Annotated in this window: 21 protein-coding genes and 3 pseudogenes; 13 read left to right on the top strand and 11 right to left on the bottom strand. The window is 76.4% G+C overall.

Annotated elements, in window-relative coordinates; genetic code table 11:
• Positions 1–2 precede the first annotated feature (2 nt).
• On the bottom strand, positions 3–692 hold the full coding sequence (locus ACZ411_RS11220) for a TMEM175 family protein (RefSeq protein ID WP_464170647.1): 690 nt from the start codon (positions 690–692) through the stop codon (positions 3–5).
• Between the two features lie 118 nt (positions 693–810).
• Between ACZ411_RS11220 and ACZ411_RS11215 the strand changes: the two genes are divergently transcribed.
• On the top strand, positions 811–1401 hold the full coding sequence (locus tag ACZ411_RS11215) for a GNAT family N-acetyltransferase (protein WP_464170645.1): 591 nt from the start codon (positions 811–813) through the stop codon (positions 1399–1401).
• Here the strand turns inward: ACZ411_RS11215 and ACZ411_RS11210 are convergent.
• Together ACZ411_RS11210 and ACZ411_RS11205 are read right to left on the bottom strand one after the other, a co-directional pair.
• Positions 1391–1933 (bottom strand): GNAT family N-acetyltransferase, encoded by a 543-nt coding sequence (locus ACZ411_RS11210; RefSeq protein ID WP_464170643.1) that lies wholly within the window; start codon positions 1931–1933, stop codon positions 1391–1393. The two genes, ACZ411_RS11215 and ACZ411_RS11210, sit on opposite strands and share 11 nt — an antisense overlap.
• Before the next feature lie 62 nt (positions 1934–1995).
• Positions 1996–2559, bottom strand: coding sequence for a hypothetical protein (locus ACZ411_RS11205; RefSeq protein WP_258071708.1), 564 nt, complete (start codon positions 2557–2559; stop codon positions 1996–1998).
• Between the two features lie 76 nt (positions 2560–2635).
• Here ACZ411_RS11205 and ACZ411_RS11200 point away from each other — a divergent pair, with 76 nt between their 5' ends.
• From ACZ411_RS11200 to ACZ411_RS11190, 3 genes are all read left to right on the top strand, one after another.
• Positions 2636–3151 carry an ASCH domain-containing protein gene (locus ACZ411_RS11200; RefSeq protein WP_464170640.1) on the top strand — a complete coding sequence of 172 codons (516 nt, stop codon included), beginning with the start codon at positions 2636–2638 and terminating at the stop codon, positions 3149–3151.
• A 50-nt stretch (positions 3152–3201) separates the two neighbouring features.
• Positions 3202–4134, top strand: a complete 933-nt coding sequence (locus ACZ411_RS11195; protein ID WP_181032821.1) for a methyltransferase family protein — start codon at positions 3202–3204, stop codon at positions 4132–4134.
• A gap of 64 nt (positions 4135–4198) precedes the next feature.
• The gene (locus tag ACZ411_RS11190) at positions 4199–5050 is read left to right on the top strand and encodes an aldo/keto reductase (protein ID WP_464170637.1); all 852 of its coding nucleotides are present in this window, start codon (positions 4199–4201) and stop codon (positions 5048–5050) included.
• A 6-nt stretch (positions 5051–5056) separates the two neighbouring features.
• Here the strand turns inward: ACZ411_RS11190 and ACZ411_RS11185 are convergent, their stop codons facing one another.
• Both ACZ411_RS11185 and ACZ411_RS11180 read right to left on the bottom strand, forming a co-directional pair.
• Positions 5057–6391: an MATE family efflux transporter gene (locus ACZ411_RS11185; RefSeq protein ID WP_464171120.1), complete on the bottom strand. Its 1335-nt coding sequence runs from the start codon at positions 6389–6391 to the stop codon at positions 5057–5059.
• 140 nt (positions 6392–6531) lie between these two features.
• Positions 6532–8460 (bottom strand): MinD/ParA family ATP-binding protein, encoded by a 1929-nt coding sequence (locus ACZ411_RS11180; protein ID WP_464170635.1) that lies wholly within the window; start codon positions 8458–8460, stop codon positions 6532–6534.
• A gap of 303 nt (positions 8461–8763) precedes the next feature.
• On the opposite strand from ACZ411_RS11180, the gene ACZ411_RS11175 reads away from it, so the two are divergent.
• The 5 genes from ACZ411_RS11175 (at position 8764) to ACZ411_RS11155 (ending at position 13505) form a co-directional block, all read left to right on the top strand.
• Positions 8764–9459, top strand: coding sequence for a SipW-dependent-type signal peptide-containing protein (locus tag ACZ411_RS11175; protein WP_464170633.1), 696 nt, complete (start codon positions 8764–8766; stop codon positions 9457–9459).
• A 19-nt stretch (positions 9460–9478) separates the two neighbouring features.
• A complete protein-coding gene (locus ACZ411_RS11170) occupies positions 9479–10213 on the top strand; it encodes a S24/S26 family peptidase (RefSeq protein WP_464170631.1) in 735 nt (244 codons plus the stop codon).
• On the top strand, positions 10203–11000 hold the full coding sequence (locus ACZ411_RS11165) for a hypothetical protein (protein WP_464170629.1): 798 nt from the start codon (positions 10203–10205) through the stop codon (positions 10998–11000). Before ACZ411_RS11170 ends, ACZ411_RS11165 begins: the two co-directional genes overlap by 11 nt.
• Positions 11001–11226: 226 nt before the next feature.
• Complete coding sequence (locus tag ACZ411_RS11160; protein ID WP_464170627.1) at positions 11227–13260, top strand: choice-of-anchor G family protein; 2034 nt, start codon at positions 11227–11229, stop codon at positions 13258–13260.
• Positions 13257–13505, top strand: a complete 249-nt coding sequence (locus ACZ411_RS11155) for a MarR family winged helix-turn-helix transcriptional regulator (RefSeq protein ID WP_464170625.1) — start codon at positions 13257–13259, stop codon at positions 13503–13505. The genes ACZ411_RS11160 and ACZ411_RS11155 overlap by 4 nt, the downstream gene beginning before the upstream one ends.
• Before the next feature lie 42 nt (positions 13506–13547).
• Here ACZ411_RS11155 and ACZ411_RS11150 read toward each other — a convergent pair whose 3' ends face one another.
• The gene (locus ACZ411_RS11150) at positions 13548–14285 is read right to left on the bottom strand and encodes a ZIP family metal transporter (RefSeq protein WP_094116745.1); all 738 of its coding nucleotides are present in this window, start codon (positions 14283–14285) and stop codon (positions 13548–13550) included.
• A 144-nt stretch (positions 14286–14429) separates the two neighbouring features.
• Between ACZ411_RS11150 and ACZ411_RS11145 the strand changes: the two genes are divergently transcribed.
• A complete protein-coding gene (locus ACZ411_RS11145) occupies positions 14430–14852 on the top strand; it encodes a hypothetical protein (RefSeq protein ID WP_464170623.1) in 423 nt (140 codons plus the stop codon).
• A 25-nt stretch (positions 14853–14877) separates the two neighbouring features.
• Here the strand turns inward: ACZ411_RS11145 and ACZ411_RS11140 are convergent, their stop codons facing one another.
• The 4 genes and pseudogenes from ACZ411_RS11140 to ACZ411_RS11125 all read right to left on the bottom strand — a co-directional run bounded on the left by ACZ411_RS11140 (position 14878) and on the right by ACZ411_RS11125 (position 18488).
• The gene (locus ACZ411_RS11140; protein ID WP_464170621.1) at positions 14878–15480 is read right to left on the bottom strand and encodes a hypothetical protein; all 603 of its coding nucleotides are present in this window, start codon (positions 15478–15480) and stop codon (positions 14878–14880) included.
• A 23-nt stretch (positions 15481–15503) separates the two neighbouring features.
• On the bottom strand, positions 15504–15794 hold the full coding sequence (locus ACZ411_RS11135; RefSeq protein ID WP_464171118.1) for an MmcQ/YjbR family DNA-binding protein: 291 nt from the start codon (positions 15792–15794) through the stop codon (positions 15504–15506).
• A gap of 102 nt (positions 15795–15896) precedes the next feature.
• Positions 15897–16229, bottom strand: a complete 333-nt coding sequence (locus ACZ411_RS11130) for a biopolymer transporter Tol (protein WP_464170619.1) — start codon at positions 16227–16229, stop codon at positions 15897–15899.
• A gap of 165 nt (positions 16230–16394) precedes the next feature.
• A pseudogene (locus ACZ411_RS11125) lies at positions 16395–18488 on the bottom strand (PhoX family protein).
• Between ACZ411_RS11125 and ACZ411_RS11120 the strand changes: the two are divergent.
• Positions 18487–19170, top strand: a pseudogene (locus ACZ411_RS11120) (pectate lyase); the annotation flags it as partial. The pseudogenes ACZ411_RS11125 and ACZ411_RS11120 overlap by 2 nt on opposite strands.
• Here the strand turns inward: ACZ411_RS11120 and ACZ411_RS11115 are convergent.
• A complete protein-coding gene (locus ACZ411_RS11115) occupies positions 19146–19295 on the bottom strand; it encodes a hypothetical protein (RefSeq protein WP_464171156.1) in 150 nt (49 codons plus the stop codon). The pseudogene ACZ411_RS11120 and the gene ACZ411_RS11115 sit on opposite strands and share 25 nt — an antisense overlap.
• A gap of 8 nt (positions 19296–19303) precedes the next feature.
• Between ACZ411_RS11115 and ACZ411_RS11110 the strand changes: the two are divergent.
• Positions 19304–19402 (top strand): annotated as a pseudogene (locus ACZ411_RS11110) (pectate lyase); the annotation flags it as partial.
• 358 nt (positions 19403–19760) lie between these two features.
• Complete coding sequence (locus tag ACZ411_RS11105; protein ID WP_317229855.1) at positions 19761–20513, top strand: SDR family NAD(P)-dependent oxidoreductase; 753 nt, start codon at positions 19761–19763, stop codon at positions 20511–20513.
• Positions 20514–20531 lie beyond the last annotated feature (18 nt).

The raw sequence follows: 20531 nt of genomic DNA, 5'->3' as shown, positions 1-20531 counted from the left end.
CGTCAGCGTATCGGCGGGGTGCGCCGCGGGCGACGGCGGGGGCGGCCGAGGCGCTCGAGGGGGATCGTGATGAGCAGCACGAGGAGCGCCCAGGTGCCGACGCCGGGGACCGCCGCAGCGAGGACCAGGGCCAGCGCCATGAGGCCCGTCGGGATCCAGCGGCTCCGACGGAGGGCCGCGTGGCTCGGCGGGACCTGGTCCGGGTCGAGGTCGCGGCCGGTGCGGTCGGCGCCGCTGGTGTCGGCGGCGGCGGGGTCGTCGTCGAGCGCGGCGCCGGCGCGGATGCCGAGCTCGGCCAGCACCGCCAGGGAGGCGGACGCGACCAGCATGGTCGCGATGTAGATGACGACGCCGAGCCGGTCCTCCTGCGCGGCCCCGACGATGAGGACGGTGGGCAGCGGGAGGAAGACGATGGCGGCCAGCCACAGCCAGTTCGCGCGCATCATGCCCCGCGTGAGGGCGCGGATCCGACCGAGGACGGAATGGTGGGCCTGCCAGAGCGCGGCGATCACGACGAAGCTGAGGGCCGCGGCGCCCAGGGGCGCCGCGTTCTCCCGGACGAAGTCGGCGACGCTGCCGCCGTCGACGTCGCGGGCCGTGTCGACGAGCGGCAGGACGACGAGCGTGATGGCGATGGCGACGACCGCGTCGCTGAAGGCGACGAGCCGCTCGAGGCCGCGTTCCGAGCTCATGGGGCGATCAGATCACACGCGGTCCCGTCGCGCGGGTCCGGAGCGCCGTGTCCGCGATCGGGGTCGCCCGTCGGCCCGCACGACGGGCGTGCCGCTCGGCGCATGGGAGCATCGGGCGATGACGACGTCGCCCGCTCCCGTGCTCGTCACGGAGCGGTACGCGCTCGAGCCGCTGGTGGTCGCGCACGCGGGCGAGATGGTGGGGGTGCTCGGGGATCCGGCGCTGTACCGCTTCACGGGCGGCGTGCCGCCGACGCTCGACGCGCTGCGCACCCGGTTCGCGCGCCAGGCGGCGGGGCGCTCGCCGGACGGGTCGGAGCGGTGGCTCGTGTGGGTGATCCGGGAGCGCGCCTCGGGGCGGGCCGCCGGCTTCGTGCAGGCGACCGTGACCGGCGAGCGGGAGGCGCGCACGGCGGAGGCCGCGTGGCTGATCGGGACCGGGGCCCAGGGTGCCGGCGCCGCGGCGGAGTGCGCGGCCGCGATGCTCGGGTGGCTGCGGGAGGACGGCGTGGGGACGGTGCAGGCGCGCATCCACCCCGACCACGCGGCGTCGCAGGCCGTCGCCCGACGGCTCGGGCTGACGCCGACGGACGTGATGGTGGACGGCGAGGCGCGCTGGGAGGCGCGGGCGGGCGGTCCGGAGGCGCGGCCGGACGGCGAGGAGGCAGGGCCCGGCGGCGGGGAGGCGGGGCCCGGGGTCACGCCGTGAGGTCGTGCGTCATCCAGACCACGTCGCCGTGGTCGGGATCCGCCGTCACCCGGCCGCTCTCCGTGAAGCCGGCCTTGGCGAGCACACGGAGGGACGGGACGTTCCACCGCCGCACGGTCGCCCAGAGCCGCGTGCGGCCGGACCCGCGCGCCGCGGCGACCACGGCACACGCCGCCTCCGTCGCGAGGCCGTCCCCGTGCACCGCCCGCAGCAGCTCGAAGGCGAGCTCCGGCTCCTCCACGGACGCGCTGCCGACGACGAGGCCGCAGTAGCCCACGACGCCGGGGCCGCCCGCAGCTCCACCGCCCGGAGCCCCAGCCCGGTGCGCAGCGACTCCTCGGCCTGCACGGCCAGGCGGGCGCGGACCTCGTCGCGCGTCGGGTGTCCGTCGCCGTCGACGCGGCGCTCCGGCGGGACGCGGGGGTCGCGCTTCGGTCCAGAGGCGGTGGACGACGTCCGCGTCCCCCGGGCCGAGCGGCCGCAGCAGGAGGCGCGCGGTCTCGATGCGCGCGGGCAGCGGGGCGGCGGTCATGCGGTCACGCTACGGGCGCGCCCGCTCCCGTGGGGATCCGCGCCCCCGCCGGCCGCCGACGCTCAGTGGACCGCAAGCTCCACCGCGAGCACCAGGACGCCGAGCGCCGCGACGCCCGCGAGCACCAGGAGCTTCACGCCGAGCGCGACGCGGAGCCGGCGGACCGCGATGAGGGTCACGAGCACGAGCGTCGCCACCAGCACGATCGAGATGATCCGCAGGGCCGTCGCCAGGTCGAGCGCGCCGAGCGCGGAGAGCCCGAGGATCGCGAGCGGCGCGGGCAGGACACCGAGCGAGCTGCCGCACACGTAGAGGATGTGGGCCACGTCGCGGCGGTCCGGCACCTCGCCGTCGCGCACCATCTGCGCGATGTACTCGGCCACCGACACCGCGAGCAGCGTGCCCACCACCGTGAGCAGGAGGGTCAGCGCGGCCGTGCCGACGGTGGCGTGGTCGGCCTCGCGCTCGGTCGCGATGGTCACCGCGAGCGCCGTGAAGGTGACGTAGATCCGCTCCTTCAGCGCCTCCGAGCGCGCCTCGGGGTCGGGGGCGGGGCGGCCGGAGCGGCGGCCGGCGTCACGCTCGGGACGGGAACGGCGGGCGGGCGGCGGCGTCGGGTCTTCCACCGGATCAGGCTACGGGCGCCACGGCGGCACGGCGACGTAGCGGGCCGCGGCCGGCCCCCGTGGGAGCATCGGGACCATGAGCGATGCGACCGCGCCCGCCTCCCCGCCCGACCTCGTCGCCGCGGCGCGGATGTGGGCGGCGTACGCGGAGGCGCACCCGCAGGCGGTCGCCGCGGGACCCGAGCACACGGTCGAGCGCTTCGGGGACACCGCGCGCCTCGCGGACGAGCTGCTCGGGATCGTGCTCGACGGCCGGAAGCGCGCCACGGCCGAGCTCGTCGCCGACTTCCTCGCCCGCGGCGAGCAGGTGCCGCGCATCGGATCGCACTGGATCGCGTGCGACGGCGCCGGGACGCCGCGCATCGTGATCCGCAGCACCGAGCTCCGCGTCGGCCCCTTCGCGAGCGCCGACGCCGCCTTCGCGCACGACGAGGGGGAGGACGACCTCTCCCTCGACAGCTGGCGCATCCAGCACCGGATCTACTGGCAGCGGGTGAGCGCGGCCCGCGGCGCCGTGTGGTCGGAGGACGAGGAGATCGTCTTCGAGCGGTTCGCGGTGGTGTGGCCGCCGGAGCACGCGGACGCCCAGTGACGGCCGCGGCATCCGGCCCGGCGCGCGGCGGACCAGCCGTCCGCGGCGCGGTGCGCACGTGGGCCCGCATCTGGTTCGCCGCGCAGGCGCTCGGCGGGGCCGCGTGGTGGGTCGCCGTGCCGACCGTGCCCGCGGTGCGCGCGGCGACGCTCGGGTCGCTGGATCCGCTGCCCGTCGCCCTCCTCGACGTCCCCCTGTTCGTGGTCGGGTCGGCGCTCGCCGCCGCCGGGATCCGATGGGCGGCCCTCGTCGCCGCCTCCTGGACGCTCGTGGTCGCCGTCGCGCTCGCCGGGTTCGCGACCGTCACCCGGGAGGCGGGCGTGGGCGTCGTGGTCATGGCGGTCGCCGCGCTCGGATCGCTCGTCGCCTGCGCCCTGCTGCTCCTCGGCCGGCTGCCGAGCCGGTGGGCGCTCATCGGCCCGTTCGCGGCCCGGCCCGCGGACGCGAGCGCCGCCACCTCCCGCCACGTGGCCGCGACGGCCGCGCAGATCGTCGTCTTCTGGGGCGCCTTCCTCGTGGTGGCGCCCCTCGCGATCCGCTGGCTGGAGCTGCGGTGGCGGGTCGCCGTGCCGCTGCCGGACGGGGCGGCGGCCGTGGCGGTGCCGACGGCGGGGATCGTCGTGCTGGTGCTCGCGAGCGCCCTGGGGATCTGGTCCGCGGCGGCCATGTCGACCCGCGGCGGCGGCACCCCGCTCCCGGCCGCGACCGCGACGCGCCTCGTGATCGCCGGGCCCTACCGGTTCGTGCGGAACCCGATGGCGCTCGCGGGCGTGACGCAGGCCGCGGCCGTCGGGCTCGTGCTCGGCTCGTGGATGGTGGTCGCCTACGCCGTCATCGGCTCGTCGCTCTGGAACCACGTCGTGCGGCCGGGCGAGGAGGCCGACCTGGAGGCCCGCTTCGGGGATCCGTTCCGCCGCTACCGCGACGCCGTGCGCTGCTGGGTGCCGACCTTCCCGGGCGTGCCGGCGACGCCGCGGACCTGAGGGCGCCGCGTCGCGTCCTCCTCCCTCCCGGGCCGCGTCCACCCGACCGGCGCAGGATGGGGGGATGACGGACACCGGGATCCCCACGACCACCTTCCCCGACGGCCGCAGCGCGGTCGCGCTCGCCCAGGGCACCTGGAACATGGGCGACGACGCCGGGGCCCGCGCGACCGAGCTCGACGCGCTGCGCACCGGGATCGACCACGGCCTCACGGCCATCGACACGGCCGAGATGTACGGCAGCGGGCGCTCCGAGGAGCTCGTCGGCGAGGCCATCGCGGGCTGCCGCGACGACGTGTTCCTCATCAGCAAGGTGCTCCCGTCGAACGCGTCCCGGCGCGGCACCGGCGAGGCCGCGCGCCGCAGCCTCGCGCGCCTCGGCACCGACCGGCTCGACCTGTACCTGCTGCACTGGCGCGGATCGCACCCGCTCGCGGATACCGTCGCCGCGATGCAGGAGCTCGTGGAGGAGGGCCTCGTGCGGGCCTGGGGCGTCAGCAACCTGGACGCCTACGACCTCGACGAGCTGGCCGCGATCCCCGGCGGGGACGCCGCGCAGACGGACCAGGTGCTCTACAACCTCGCCCAGCGCGGGCCCGAGCACGACGTGATCCCGTGGGCCCGCGCGCGCCGAATGCCGGTCATGGCGTACTCGCCGCTCGACCAGGGGCGGCTCGCGACGGATCCGGTGCTCGCCGACCTCGCCGCGCCCCTCGGCGTGAGCGCGGGGCAGCTCGCGCTCGCGTGGGTCGTCCGCCAGGCGCCGCACGTGTTCGCCACCGCGAAGGCGGCGACGCGCGCGCACGTCGCCGAGAACCGCGCCGCGCTCGACCTCGTGATCCCGGAGGAGACGCTCGCCGCGCTCGACCGGGCGTTCCCGGGGCCGCGGGGCGGCGCACCGCTCGCGATGTACTGACGCGCCTCAGGTGCGCGCGGCGCCCGTCACGATCCACCGGTCGCCGCGGGCGCGCAGGCCCAGCGTGAGCGCGCGGGCGCCGATGTACACGAGTCCGAACGCGGCCCAGAGCGCGAGCAGGGCGGGTGTGCCGGCGACGCGGCCGGTCTCCGTGATCCAGGCCACGAGGATCAGCGCGGGCGCGTAGACCGCCAGGTTCACGACTCCGGCGAGGGCCAGGTAGCGCGCGTCGCCCGCGCCGATGAGCACGCCGTCGAGCACGAACACGTAGCCCGCGACGGGCAGGCCCACGGCCAGCACCAGGGTCACGGCCGTCAGCATGCGGTGGATCGCCGGGTCGCCCGTGAAGACCGGGCCGAGCAGCGGCGACGCGGCCGCGAGGAGGACGCCGAGCATCGCTCCGAGTCCGACGCCCCACTGCACGAGCCGCCGGGCGACGGCCCGGACGCGCGGAACGTCGTCGGCGCCGAGCCCGTGGCCGACCAGCGCCTGCCCGGCGATCGCCAGCGCGTCGAGCACGAACGCGACCGTCGAGAACAGGGTGAGGGCGATCTGCAGGGTCGCGAGCCCCGTGACGCCGAGCCCCGCGCCGACCGCCACCGTCGCGAGCATCGCGGCGCGCAGGGACGCCGTGCGCACGAGCAGCCAGCCGCCGGACGCCGCCGAGCGCGCGACCCCGCGGAGGCCGGGTCGCAGGGTGGTGCCCGTGTCCCGGGCGGCGCGCACGGCGATCACGACGAAGACCGCGGCCATGCCCCACTGCGCGACCACGGTGCCCCACGCGGAGCCGGCGATGCCGAGGTCGAGCCCGTAGATGAGCACCGCGTTGAGCGCCGCGTTGGCCGCGAAGCCCGTCACCGCGACGACCAGCGGGGTGCGGGTGTCCTGCAGGCCGCGGAGGAGGCCCGTCGCCGCGATGACGAGGAGCATGGCGGGGATCCCGAGGAGCGAGATGCCGAGGTAGGTGCTCGCCGCGTCGACCACGGCCGCGGTCGCCGCGGCATCCGCGTCGGCGCCGCCGGTGCCGGCGAGGGCGCGCACGAGCGGATCCGCGACCAGGGAGCCGACGACCAGCACCACCGCCCCGAGCACCAGGGCGAGCCACAGGCCGTCGATGCCCGCGCGGATCGCGCCCGGCCGGTCGCCCGCGCCGAGCCGCCGCGCGACCGTGGGCGTGGTCGCGTAGGCGAGGAACACGAGGAGCCCGACGATCGTCTGCAGGATCACGCTCGCGATGCCGAGGCCCGCGAGCGGCGCGCTGCCGAGGTGCCCGACGAGCGCCGTGTCGGTGAGGAGGAACAGCGGCTCGGCCACGAGCGCGCCGAGCGCCGGCACCGCCAGCGCGAGGATCTCGCGGTCGAGCGGGCGCCGGACGCGCTGGACGCGCCGACGGCGCGGGCCGGGGTCGTGCGGGCCGGGGTCGCGCGGGTCGGCTCCGGGCGCGCCCTCGGCGGACCCGGCGCCGCCCGTGGACGCGCCCGTCAGCGGACCGCGTGCGCCAGGCGCTGCACGACCCCGGCGGTCGCGGCCGTGAAGGCGCGGAGGACCTCGGGGCCGAGCGCGCCGAGCGAGATCGGCCCGCGCTCCGCGATGTGCGCGTCGTACGGCACCGTGAAGATCTGGGCCGGGCGGGCGTCGTCGAGGATGCGGTCGATGCGCGCGACGACCGCGGGGTCCTCCGGGCGCCCGTCGTGCAGGCGGATGATCACGGCGTTGTCGGCGAGCATCGCGGCGTGGCCGCCGAGCTCGCGCAGGAAGTCGAGCAGCGCGACGGCCTCGAGCACCGCGTCGCCCGCGTTGAGCACCGGCACGACGAGCACGTCGGTGACCTCGATCGCGCCGCGGAAGGCGGAGGAGGACGGCTGGTTGCCGGAGTCCATCACGCGCACCGCGTAGTACTCGTCGATGAGGCGGGAGACGCCCACGACGTCCTCGCCCGTGAGCTCGCGGCGCGGCCCCACGGACGCGACGACGGAGGCGAAGCTCGTCTGCGGCGCCGTGTAGCCGGCGAGCTGCCCGGCGCTGTGGATCTCGTCGCGGTCGCGCACCAGCTCGCCGAGGCCGCGCTGCGGCTGGCCCTCCGCGCGGTAGCCGAGCGCGCCGGGGTCGTCGGTGACCTCGACCACGGCGACGGATCCGCCGCGGATGGAGCCGAGCACGCCGCCCAGGATGAGGCTCGTCGGGGTCTTGCCCACGCCGCCCTTGCGGTTGGCGACCAGCACGCTGACCGCGCGGGACCAGGTGGCCTGGCGGATGATCCGCTCGTCGCCCTCGCGCCGGGTGGCCTCCGCGTTCGCGGCGGCCTCCTCCGGGCCCGGGCCGATCTTCAGCAGGCCGCCCGTGACGGTGTTGAGGAACCCGCGGAAGCCGGTGCGCGCGACGACCGGGCCGCGCGGGGGGCGCTGGCCGGTCTGCTCGGGGAAGAGGGTGAGGGCGCTCGTCGCGGCGTCGGGGCGCGGGGTGCGCATGGCGTAGCGCTGCGGATCCGCGTCGGGGAACGCCGTGAGGTCGGTGCCGGGGCGGCGGGACTGCGCGGGCTCCTCCTCGGGGGCGTCGTCGGGCGCGGCGGGGAGGGAGGCGACCGGGGTCGCGACCGGGACCGGCTGCGGTGCGGGCGCCGACGCGGGCGCCGACGCGGTACGGGCGGCGGCCGGCCGGGCGGAGGCGGGGACGGGGGCGTCGTCGACGGGGACGGCGACCGGGGCGTCGTCGGCCGACGCGACCTCGGGCTCGGGTGCGACCTCGGCCTCGGGTGCGGCCGCGGCCGTGTCGGCGGCGGACCGGTCCCGGTCGCCGGACCGCGCGGCGCGCGGCTCCTCGGCACTCGGGCGCAGCGGCATGCGGAAGGGGTGCGCGTTGACGACGTGCGGGGCGGGGACGGTCCAGGCGGATCCGGCCTCCGGGGAGACCACGGCGTCGAACGAGCCGGGGGCGGGCTCGGCGGCGGAGCGGGGCGCGTCGTCGGCATCGGCCCGGGTCTCGGCCGGGGCCTCGTCGGGGACGCGGTCCTCGGGATCCACGTCGTCCTCGTCCGCGTCGTCGAACAGCTCGTCGAACGCGTGCGTACCGACGACCTCGGCGTCATCGTCGTCCTCCGCGGCGTCGGCGTCGAGGGGAGCGCCCTCGTCGGCGGCGTCAGCGTCGGCGTCGGCGTCGGCGTCGCCGGCGGCATCGGGATCGGCGTCGGCCGGCGCCGCGCCCGGGCGCACCCGGTCGGGGCCGAACAGGCCGCCCTCGGAGGTGCGCGGGACCGCGGGGAACGGATCCACCCAGCGGTGCGCGTCGCCCGACGCGTCGGGGGAGCCCTGCTCCATCTCCTGCTGGCGGCGGCGCAGCTCGCGCCGGCTGAGGAGGGGAGGCTCCGACGCCCCGCCGTCTCGGTGGCCGGTGTCGGTCGTGTCGTCGGTCATGTTGCTCGCCTTCGTCTTCCCCGCCTGCGCGGACGAGGCTACCAGTGGGCGGTCCCGCGCCCGGATCCCGGCTGCCGTCCCCGGGCCCTCGACCGGGGCACAGTCGCCGTCTCGGTAGTCCGACCGGCCGGCGCGCGCGACCACTGGCATATGGGCTCGGGGCTACCGGCGTCGCCCGCACGGGATCCCGAGCAGGCCCGGGTCGCCCCTAGCTTCGCCGTGTCGGCCGCTGGGGCCGACGCACAGGGGGGCGGGACCGTCCGGCATCGGATGCGGGACCCGCGCGATCAGGGGAGCACGACCATGGCACTGCACGCAGACCGCCCGCGCATGACGCGGCGCACCAAGACGATGGCGTTCCTGTCCGGGGGTCTCGTCCTCGGGCTCGGCATCACCGCGACGCTCGCCGCGTGGACCGACTCCGAGTGGGTGTTCGGCGGGAACGCGGACGGCAGCGGCCCGGGCCTCGGCACGTCGACCTTCGAGGTCGAGCAGAACGTCTCCTCGCCGTACCTCGCCACCGAGTTCGCCCAGGACGAGACGAACCCCGGTCAGGACCTCACCTTCACCGCCGGCGCGCTCGCGCTGACGCCCGGCACGAGCGTCTACGCGCCCGTCGCGCTCCGCACGGTCGCGGGATCCGTCGCCGGCACCGTCGTCCTGCAGGACTCCGAGCCCGCGGTGGGCGTCGGCCTCGAGGCCGACGACGCCGACGACGCGCTCCTCGGCGCCCTCACGCTCCGCGTCGCGGTCTCCGCCACGGCGACCACGTGCGACGCGGCGGCGTTCGCGACCGGCGCGCTCGTGACGAGCGGCCCCCTGGCCACCGCCGCGGGCACCGGCTCGCAGACTCTCGACGCGTCCGGCGGCAACACGCAGTTCTACTGCTTCGAGATCACGCTCCCCGCGGCGCCCACCCTGCCGACCGGGGTGACCCTCGACGACCTCCAGGGCCGCACGGTGACGCCGGCGTGGGAGTTCCTCTCCACGTCGGTCTAGACCGCGGAGGGACCGCATCATGTCAGCGCAGGCCGCTGCTACGCGCGCGGGGGACCGGGACGCGCTCGCGGCCGCCCGCCGCGATGCCGTCGCGGCGTCCCGCGCGCGCGCCCGCGGCGGTGCCGGGACGCGTCCGCGGCGGACCGCCGGGCTCGTCGTGCGCGACGCCGTGCTCACCCTCACGGGGATCGCGGGGGCGCTCGTCATCGCGTGGACGCTCCTCTCGCGCATCCTCGGGCTCTCGCTCGTGGTGCTCATGACGGGATCGATGGCGCCGACGCTGCCGACCGGATCCGCCGCCGTCACGCTCGACGGCGTGCCGGCCGCGGACCTGCGTCCGGGCGACGTCGTGAAGGTGCCGCGACCGGGCTACGACCTGCCTGTCACGCACCGCGTCGTCTCCGTCGGACCCGTCACGGGCGAGGTGGAGCGGCTGTCGGCGGGAGTGGATCCCGCGGATCCCGCGGCCCGCCAGCTCGTGCTGCAGGGCGACGCGAACGCCACCGTCGACCCGTCGCCGTACGTGGTGACGGAGGCCGACCGCGTGCTCGGCGGCGCGCCCTACCTCGGCTACGCGAACCGCCTGCTGCACACGCCGCTCGTGATCGCGGGGCTCGCGGGCGCGCTGGTGCTGCTGCTCGTGGGCACGTCGTGGCCGACGGGGGAGCGTCGCGGGAGCCCTCGCGGCGACCGGGCGACGGGCCGCCGCGCGGCGGCCCGATCGCCGCGCCGCCCGGCCCGCCATGCACGCTGAGGCGGGGTCGGCCGTCGCGCCGATCCCGCGCCGGTCGCCGCTCCGCTCCGCGCTCACCGCAGTCGCCGCGCTCGCGCTCGTGGGCGGCCTGAGCCTCATCGGCACCCGGGCCTCCGCGGTCCTCCTCGACGTGCCGGAGAACGGCACGCCCGGGTACATCTCCCTCTCCTCCGATTGGAGCACCGCCATGCTGGACGTCTCGCCCGGCGCCCCGGGCCACTGGCTGATCTCCGCCCGGCTGAGCGACGCGGACGTCGCGCGCCTCGCCGTGGAGATACGCTCGGGCGGCGAGCTGGCCGAGGTCGACGCGGGCGTGCTCCTGCGGCTCGACCGCTGCGACGACGCGTGGATCCCCGCGCCCGCTGCCGAGGGACCGCACGCGGCGCCGGCCTGCTCCGGGGGATCCGCGCCCGTGCTCGCCGCGACCCCGCTGAGCGCGTTCCGGGGCGAGGGTCCGCGCACGGGACTCCCCGACATCACCGCCGCCGCGGGCGAGCACCTCCTCCTGACGGCGTCCGTCGACCCCGCGCTGTCGGGCGACTCCCGCGTGATGGGCCGCACCGGCTCGCTCGCGGTCGGCCTCACGGCGGCGGGATCGGATCCGGCGCCGGCCGCCGCACCGCCCGCGGTCGGCGGGGTGCTGCCGCGCACGGGCTCCGCCCTCGACCTGCTGGCCGTCGCGCTGGCCGGCGCGGGCGCCCTCGCGCTGGGTCTGCTGCTCCGGCGGCCGGGCGCGGGCCGCCGTCCGGGCCTCGTCGACGGATCGCCGGACGGGGGCGGCGCGTGAGCGGGGGCACGGGGACCCGGGGGCGCCGCAGTGCGGGCCGTGAGGGACGCGCGGGTCGTGAGGACCTCGTCGGCCGGGGGCGCCGCCGACGCGCCGAGCCGCGGATCGTCGGCCTCGGCCGCATGCTGGCCGGCTTCCGCCTGCCCCGCCTCGCCGGCCGCGCCCCGTCGCTCGTCGCCGCGGGCGTCGCCGTCGCGCTGGTCGCCGGGGCGGTGACCCCGGCATCGTGCCGGTCGCCGCCGCGTGGACCGACCGCGAGTGGGCGAAGGGCGCCATCGGCACGGAGGACCTCGACTGCGGCACCTCCACGGGCTTCACGACCACGGCGTCCTCCCGGTTCCTCCGGGGCAGCCTGCTCGGCCTCGACCTCGGCACCGTCGCGGCCGTGCGCGGACTCTCCGCGGTGGACGACGCCGCGCCCGGATCGCAGCCGACCCCGGCCGGCGTCCCGTCCCCCGCGACCGGCGTGTACCTGAACCCGCTCGTCGCGGGCGTGCTCGGCGACACCGCCGTCCTCGACCTCACCGGGCTGTCCACCGGCCTGCCCGTCGGCTCGGCGGGCGCCCTCAACCAGTACGTCCGCGTGACCGGCACCGGCACCTCCGCGGCGGCCAGCGGGCTCGTCTCCGACTCGGGCGGCGTCGGGGTCACGTCGGGGGCGGCCGGGGCCGCCCTGCCGGGGCGCGCCACGATCAGCCTCGACCGGGTCCTCGCGAGCGTGAACACCGGCACGGGCACCTCCGCCCTCACCAGCACGCGGCTCGCCCTCGGCGCCGTCGCCTCCAGCTCGGTCCTCGACTGGTGCAGTGGGCGGAAGAGCGTCGTGTGGGGGGATGGATCGCAGTCCGGCTCGACCCGCCAGTACGGCATCGCGGGCCTCGAGCTCACGGCCGTGAGCCCGGCTGTGAAGGGGCTCACCGGCACCGTGACCGCCGCGGCGGGCACGGGCGTGGCCGGCGCGGCCGCGCTGCTCACCAGCGGTACGCCCACGACGACGCCCACGGGGGCGATCGCGGATGCGCTCCGCAACACGATCCTCACCGCCCTCGGCAACCTGGGCAGCACCCTCGGACTCGCAGCGCTGACGGGATCGGTCAGCGTGACGGGCGTCGATGCTGCAGCCACGGCGGTGGCTCCGTTGCTCACGGCTCCGCTGCGGAGCGCCGATGGCAGCACGTCGGTGGACCTGGCGACCGGCACGGTGACCGTCGACCTCGCCACCCTGCTCGGGAAGGGACCGAACGGTCTCAACGGCAAAGTGCCGAACACGGAGATCCTCGTCGACGCGGCGACCCTGAGCGCGGTGGCCGCGAATGTGGGCTCACTCATCGATCAGCGCAGCGTCGCGATCCGGGATGCCATGACGACCGCGCTGCGGAGCGTCGAAGTCGCCGTCGATGTGAAGGCGGCAGTGAGCATCAAGCCGCTCATCGGCAACCCGATCCCGATCCTGTCCCTGGCCATCCAGTACTCGGGCACCCTGGCGGAGCTGATCGGCGGCAAGCCCTTCACCGTCACGCCGACCCTCCTCAACCTGGGCGGCCTGGGCTCGGTCGTGGCGGGACTCCTCTCCGCGCTCGGCCTGGGCTCCGTCACCGCGCTGGCGAGCAGCCTGGTCGGGACGCTGACCACGGGGCTGGTCGCTCCCGTGCGCGACGCGGTCACGACGGGCCTAGCGGGACCGGTCACAGCCCTCGGCGCTGACCTCTCCGCCGTCTCCGCGATCGTCGTCGCCCGCGTCGCGCCGATCGTCAACGCCCTGCCCGCGTCCTGTCGCTGCGGGTCAACGTCCAGCCGGACCAGCCGTCGGCGCCCGCCGGGTCCTCCTTCCTCCCCGCCATCGGCCAGAGCACGAGCGCGGAGTACACGGTCACGGCGCTCCGGCTCGGGCTGCGGGTGGCCGACGCGGTCACGGGGACGCCGTTCTCCGTCATCGAGCTCGCCACCTCCACCGCGGGCCGCAACGCGTACCGGGCCCCCTGATCGGCGTCGGTTAGGGTCTCCACGTGATCCCGGAGCCGACACCCGACCGCCCCGCCGACGCCTCGGTCGACGTGCGCACGGCCGCCGTCTCGTCGGTGGCGTCCGAGCTCGGGGCGCTGCTCATGTCGATCCGGTCCCTGCGCATCGAGGAGGCCGCGACGTTCCACCCCGGCCTGCAGCCCGGCGCCTTCGCGGTCGCGCGCTGGATCCGCACCGCCGGCCCCTCCTCCGCGGGCGCCGTCGCGGCGGGGCCTCCTCATGGACAAGAGCTCGGTGAGCCGCCACCTCCGCGTGCTGCGCGAGGCCGGCTACGTGCAGGACGAGCCGGACCCCGAGGACCGCCGCTCCACCATCCTGTCGCTCACGCCGCTGGCGGAGGAGCGCCTCGCGGACGTGCGCTCCGGCACGCGCGAGCGCCTGCAGAACCGGCTCTCCGCCTGGGACACGACCGAGGTCGAGCAGCTCGCGGGCCTGCTGCACCGCTTCAACGTCTCGCCCCGGGATCGGCCCGCCGACGACTGACCGGCCGCCGCCCGGCCGCCCGGCCGCCGCCGCCCCGGCGGCTCAGCCCGCCTGGTGCACCGCGTAGCTCGCCACGAACCCGAGCACCGTCACGAGGCCGGTGAGCGCCTGCGCCTTGCGGAACGCCTCGGGGATCATGGTGTCGCAGATCATCGCGAGGATCGCCCCGGCGGCGAACGCCATGACCACCGACTGGCCGCTCTCCGGGAGCCCGCCGAGCAGCGCGTAGCCGCCGAGGGAGGAGAGGGCGCAGACCACGGCGATCGACGTCCAGAGCCCGAAGACGTAGCGCGGGCCGCGGCCGCTCTCCTTGAGGTCGGCGGTGCTCGACATCCCCTCCGGGAGGTTCGAGATCACGACGGCCACGAGCACGCCGACGCTCAGCGTCCCACCGCCCGTGAGGCTGAGGCCCTGCACGGCCGTCTCGGGGACGCCGTCGAGCAGGGCGCCGAGCGCGATCCCCACGCCCGTGCCGCCCCCGCCGCCCTTCCGCCGGTGCGGCTTCCGGCGGAACCCGCCGTGCTCGAGCAGCTGGTCGAGCACCACGTACACGACGGCGCCGGCGACGAACCCGGCGATGGTGGGCACGAAGCCGCCGCTCGCAGCGGCCTCGTCCACGAGGTCGAACGCGAGGGCCGAGATCAGCACGCCGGCGCCGAACGCCATGACGAGCGCGACGACCTCCCGCGGCACCCTCGCGAACCACGCGACGAGCGATCCGACGACCAGCGACAGCCCGGAGAGCAGACCGGCGAGCCCGGCGAGGAGGAGAGGCGACATGCCTCCGAGGATGCTCCCTCTCCGCGCTCGCGTCCGCCGGACGGCGCTCCGGCGGTGCGGCGGCTTGCTACCGCGTGCGGGGATCGGTCCACTGGACCCATGCGATGGCGACGGGAGGGCGACGCGCGCGCGAGGTCGTCGGGCGTGAGGCAGCGCCTCCGGACGGGCGCCGTGCTGGCGTCCACCTCGGCTGTGATCGCGGGCCTCGGCCTGACCGTCCTCTGGCTCCTGTCGCTGGCCGGCACCCCGCCGGAGGCCGCCGCTCCGGGGGATCCGGTGCCCGTGCCCGCTGTGGCAGCTGTGGCGCTGTACGCGGCGGCGCTGGCCGCGCTCGGGGCGGCGCCCTACCCGCTGTGGCGGGGGCGCGCCCCCTGGCCGGTGCTGTGGGCGGCCTCGATCGCCGGCGTCCTGGTCGTCGCGGGCGTGGCCGCGGCGGTGGCGCTCGCGGCGGCGGGTGACGCCGTGCTCGGGCTCGTGGTCGGCATGCCGCTGGCCGCCCTGTCGGCCGTCACCGCGGTGCCGGCGACCGAGGGGATCCTGCGCGCTCGGGACCGGGCGCGCACCTGAACCACCCGCCCGCGCGGAGGCCCGATCAGCGCCCGGACACCCCCGCGTCGCGGAGCGCCAGGTCGGCGAGCTGCCGCACGACCCGCGGGTCCCCGGCGCGCCAGGCGGCGACCGGGTCCGGGTGCGCCGCGAGCAGCGCCGCCGGCTTCCGGGTGGAGAGCGCCCGCAGCGCGAGCAGCTCCGTGCCGCCGGGCGTCCCGGCGAGGGCGCGGGCCGCCGACGCGCGCCGCACGAACGAGATCCGCCGGAGCAGCCAGTGCCGCACGATGAGCGCGATCGGCACGAGCGCGACGAGGATCCCGACCACCAGGGCGACCGTCCCCACCAGCGCCTGCTGGTCGCGGCCCGCCTGCACGAGGCCCGCGCCGATGCCGCTCGCGTCCTCGAACGGCCCGCGCGCGGCGTCGCCCACGAGCGGCAGCCGGCCGAGGGCGTCGGCCGCGTCGGTCATGGATCCGCTCAGCTGCGTGCCCGAGCTCTCCATGCTGCGGCCGAGGTCCCCGAGCGGGCGGATGAGCGCCGCCACGGCGACCCCCACCAGCACGGAGACGACGACGCCGACGAGGGCGGCCGTGTCGGCCGCGATCTGGCGGGCGCGGACGAGGGGGAGCGCGGAGTAGAGCTGCATGGGACCAGCCTGGCCCCTGGGCGTCACCGGTCGCGGAGGCGCCGCGGCGCGCGGGCGTCCCACGCCTCGCGGAGCAGCTCGGCGAGCCGTGCGGCGGGGACGCGGTCCAGCCGGACGAGCACGCTCGGGTGGCCGTCGTAGTGCGGGGTCGTCGTGAACGCGGCGGGATCCTCCTGCAGCAGCGCCTCGCGCTCGCCCAGGTCGGCGCGCCACACCAGCAGCACGCCGGGCTCCTCCACCAGGCGGGCGATCATGCGCGGCCCGGCGTAGAAGGCGGGGGTCCCGTAGGCGGTGCGCTCCTCGACGCCCGGCAGCGACAGCGCCAGCTCGCGGACGTCGGCCTCGGTGCTCGATGCGCCCAGTCTGCGCCCGGTCCGGGTCGGGTGGTGCTCCGGGCGCCTCGTGCGGACGTCGCGTCAGTCGGCGGGGCGGTCGAGCGCGTCGAGCTCCCGCAGCGCCGCGTGCGCCCGCTCGAGGCGCGCGTCCTCGGGCTCGTCCCACCAGCGCGGTCCGCGCTCGCCGAGGCCGTGCTTCGCGAGCCCGACGCGCGTCCGGGCGGCGGCGACCGCGTCGTCGTCACCCCGGCGCTTCGCGGCGCCCACTCCCGAGCGCCCGCGTCCGAGGTGCGACGTCAGCGCGTCCACCACCTCGGCGGGCAGCGACGGATCCGTGCGCGGCCACCGCCGCCCGCCCACGACGAGCCACCGCTCGTCCTCGGTCGGGCCGTCGGGATCCTGGGGCTCGGTCACCCCTCGACGCTAGCCCCGCGGCGCGGACCGGACCGCCCCCGCGGCGCCGACCGGGCCGCCCCCGCGGCGCGGACCGGACCGCCCTCGAACGCCCGAGGGCCGAGGCGCACGCACGCCCCGGCCCTCGTGATCCGCCGCCGCCGGCGACCGGATCGGTGCAGCGGATCAGCCCCGCCACACCTGGATGACCGACGGACGCGGTCCGCGCCACGCGCCCTTCGGCGGGGTGACGCCGGCGGGCACGTAGTCGGGGAAGAACGAGTGCTGCTCGGCGAACGAGCCGTCCTCGCCCGGGTGCTGCACGGCGACGAACACCATGCCCTCGGTGTCGTGCACGACCGGGCCGCAGGTCTCCGCCTCGGTGGGCACGGAGAGGAACTGCTGCACGTGGCCGCGCTCGGCGCCCTCCAGCGGGACCTTGAACAGGCCGTCGTTGAGGCCGATGGTGCTCGGCGCGCCGTCGGTGGAGATCCAGAGGTCGCCCGCGGAGTCGAACGCGACGTTGTCGGGGCAGCTGATGGGCGAGACCTTGTCCTTCGGGAAGCCCGCGAAGTAGGTGCCCTCGTTCTTCGCCGGGTCGCCCGCGACGAGGAGCAGGTTCCAGGTGAAGGTGGTCGAGCGGGAGGTCGCCGCCGTCCTCGATGACCTCGACGATGTGGCCGTCGCGGTTGGTGGTCCGCGGGTTCATCTCCGTGGCGCCCTCCTTGCCGGCCTTGCCGCGGTCGGTGTTGTTGGTGCAGGCGACGTAGACCTTGCCCGTGACGGGGCTCGGCTGCACGTCCTCGCAGCGGTCCATCTTCGTCGCGCCGACGGCGTCCGCCACGAGGCGGGTGCGGATGAGCGCGTCCTCGAGATGGTGAAGCCGGGGACGGGGCAGAGCGCCGTCGACCGCGATCGCGATCCACTCGCCGATGCCGTCGAACTGCCCGTCGGAGGGCCGCGTCTTGCGCCGGTGCCGGTGATCTCCGCGACGGGCGAGTCGCCCGTGAAGCGCGCCACGTAGAGCGAACCGCGCGTGAGCAGCTGCTTGTTGCGGCGGCGGTCCTGGCGCGTCGTGCCGGTGACCATCGTGTCGTGCGACACGAACTTGTAGAGGTAGTCGAAGCGCTCGTCGTCGCCCATGTACGCGGCGACGTGGCCGCTCTTCCCGGCGATGACGTTCGCGCCCTCGTGCTTGAAGCGGCCGAGCGCGGTGTGCTTGACAGGCGCCTTCGCCGGCTCGAAAACGGGTCGACCTCCGCGATGTCGCCGAAGCGGTTCGGCTCGCGTCTCGTAGCCGGGGGTGCGGGCGTCGAAGCGGGGGTCGATCGACTCCCAGCCGCGGCTCGTGGCCTTGTCCCCGAGGCCGTAGCGCTTGTCGGCGGCCGAGGTGCCGGCGGTGCGGAAGTACCCGTTGAAGTTCTCCTCGCCCGAGAGCGCCGGGGTCCCCACGGGGTGGTGCCGCCGGCGCAGTTGCCGAGCGTGCCGAGGATCGTGGTGCCCTTCGGGTCGGCCTGCGTGCGGAGCGCGGCGGATCCGGCGACGGGCCCGGTCACGGTGAAGGGCGTGTCCGCGGTGATGCGGCGGTTGCGGTGGTGGCCGACCGTGTAGGTCCACGGCTGCCCGACCGTCTTGCGACGGAGCGCGACGACGGACATGCCGTGCGAGGGCGCTTGCCGATGCGGCGCTGCTCGTCGCGCTCGGCGTCGTCGGCCGCGGGCGGGAACATGATGTTCTCGTTCGTGTACTCGTGGTTGGCGACGAGGAGCGCCTCCTTGTTCCGCGAGTTGATCGGGATGATGTCGAGGTAGTCGTCGTTGTAGCCGAACTGGCGCGCGGCGAGCCGGGCGGTACTGGTTGTCGGCGTCGAAGTCGTCGGCGTAGCTGAAGATCGGGTCGCCCCAGCGGATGATGGGCGCCCAGCGGGTGTCCGGTGGGCACGGTGAACTGGTCGATCGACGCGTCGACGGGCGTGATCGCCGTGAAGGGCAGGTTCGACGCGGCCTGCGCGGCGGCGGCCTCGGCGCCCGGCGCTGCGGCGTTCTGCGCCACGAGGATCGCGAGGGCTCCGGCTCCGGCGCCGCCGAGCAGCGTGCGGCGCGAGAGGGCGCGGCCCGCGATGTCGCGGAAGTAGGAGTTGTCGCTGACGTTGGGGACGGGCTTCGTGCACGCGTCGTCGCACTTGAGGTGGCAGGTCACGGTGCTGCGCTTGCCGCGGGCGTGGGGATCGCGCCACAGGATCGGCAGCAGCCGGTGGTGGGTCTCACGGGTGAGGGTCATGTGGGGTCTCCATCGATCTCGGGCGTCTGCTCCGGGTGCCGGCGGACGCATCACGCTCGCAAGCTACGGCCGCCCCCGGGCAGCCCTCCGACGTGGCGGTGGACGCCGGGTGAACCCCGAGTGGACGGCCGGGGGCGGTCCGCTCGCGCGGCGTGCCGTTCCCCCTACCCTCCGTCGGGGCGGGACGAGAGACGTCTCCGCTCCTGAGATGAGGATCCGCATGACCCCGTTCCGCACCCCCCGCGCCGCCCCCGCACCCGTCCCCGATCCGGCCCGCCGCGCCGGCCTCCGGCGCCGTCGCCCTGCTCCTCGTCGGGCTGGCGCTCGCCGCGCTCGTCGGCGGCGGCGCCGCTGCGGCGCCCGCGGCCCCCGCCCACGCGGCCGGCCCGTCGGCGATCGGCTCCTCCATAGACGCGATGCCGAGCGTTCCCGACCCCCACCTCCGTCATCCCGGCGACCGGCTCGCCCATCGTCATCCCCGCCGGGCAGACCCCGCGACTTCCACTTCGCGCTCATCAACGGGCGCACGACCGGCCCGAACGAGTTCCAGCAGCCGGTCGTCGTCCTGGAGCCGGGCGCCACCATCAAGAACGCCGTCGTCGGCCTCGAGGCGGCCGACGGGCTGCACTGCCTGGCCTCGTGCACGATCGACGACGTCTACTTCCAGCACGTGGGCGAGGACGCGATCACGCTCGTGGAGGGGTCCCCGGCCTCGTCGGTCGTCACCATCCACGGCGGCGGCCCGAGGTTGCCGCGTACGACAAGGTCGTGCAGGTCGACGGCGCCGGCGACGTCGACATCTCGCACTACGCAGGATCTCCCACATCGGCACGCTCCTCCGGGCGTGCGGCACGTGCCCCTCGCAGCACCGGCACCGGTTCGACATCCGGGACGTCTACATCGAGGACGGGAGCTACAAGGTCGTCGGGGTGAACCAGGACCAGGGGGACCGGGCGCACCTGCAGGACCTCACGATCGCGGGCAAGCGCCTACCAGATCTGCTGGCGCTCGAACACCGTGCCGGGCGGAGGGCCCGCGGTGAAGATCCCGGGCAAGGGCGAGCCGTTCCCCGGCGTGTGCGACTTCAGCTACGGCACCATCCGCTACCTCGACTGACCCCGGGGTCCGGCGTCCCGGCGCCCCGGCCCTGTCCGGGGCCGGGGCGCCGCTCGATGCCGTGCCGGGACCTGGGCGTACCGTCGATGGTGGCCGACTGCTCCGGCGGGGCCCGCGCTGCGGAGCCGTCTCGCGCATCCATCCGAGGAGGACACCATGGCCAGGTTCGACACCAAGACCGCGCTCGTCACCGGCGGCGGCAGCGGCATCGGCGCCGCCATCTCCCGCGCGCTCGCCGCGGAGGGCGCGTCGGTCGTCGTCACCGACATCCAGCTGGAGGCGGCCGAGCGCGTCGTCGCCGAGATCGAGGCCGCGGGCGGCACCGCCACCGCGTTCCGCCAGGACACCTCGAAGGCCGAGGACTCCGAGTCCGCCGTCGCGCACGCGGTCGCGACCTACGGCGCGCTCCACCTCGCCGTGAACAACGCCGGCATCAGCGCCCCGGCCGCCGACATCGGCGAGTACGACATCGCCGCCTGGGACCGCACGCGCGCGGTCGACCTCGACGGCGTCTTCTACGGCCTCCGCTACCAGCTGCCCGCGATGGTGGAGGCGGGCGGCGGCGCGGTCGTCAACATGAGCTCGGTGCTCGGATCCGTGGGGTTCGCCCAGAACGCCGCCTACGTCGCCAGCAAGCACGCCCTCGTGGGCCTCACGAAGGTGGCGGCGCTCGAGTACACGGCGCGCGGCGTGCGCACCAACGCGGTCGGCCCGGGCTTCATCGACACCCCGCTGGTGCGGGCGTCGCTCACCCCGGACGCCCTCGCGTACCTGGAGAGCCAGCACGCGACCGGCCGCCTGGGCACCGACCAGGAGGTCGCGGCGCTGGTCCTCTTCCTCCTGAGCGACGACGCGTCCTTCATCTCGGGCAGCTACCACCTCGTGGACGGCGGCTACTCGGCGCGCTGACGCGTCCGGCTGGCGCCG

It is taken from the genome of Clavibacter sp. AC415, assembly GCF_979252985.1.
The sequence above is the reverse complement of the archived record's forward strand: the minus strand, read 5'-3'. Positions and strand labels throughout refer to the sequence as shown.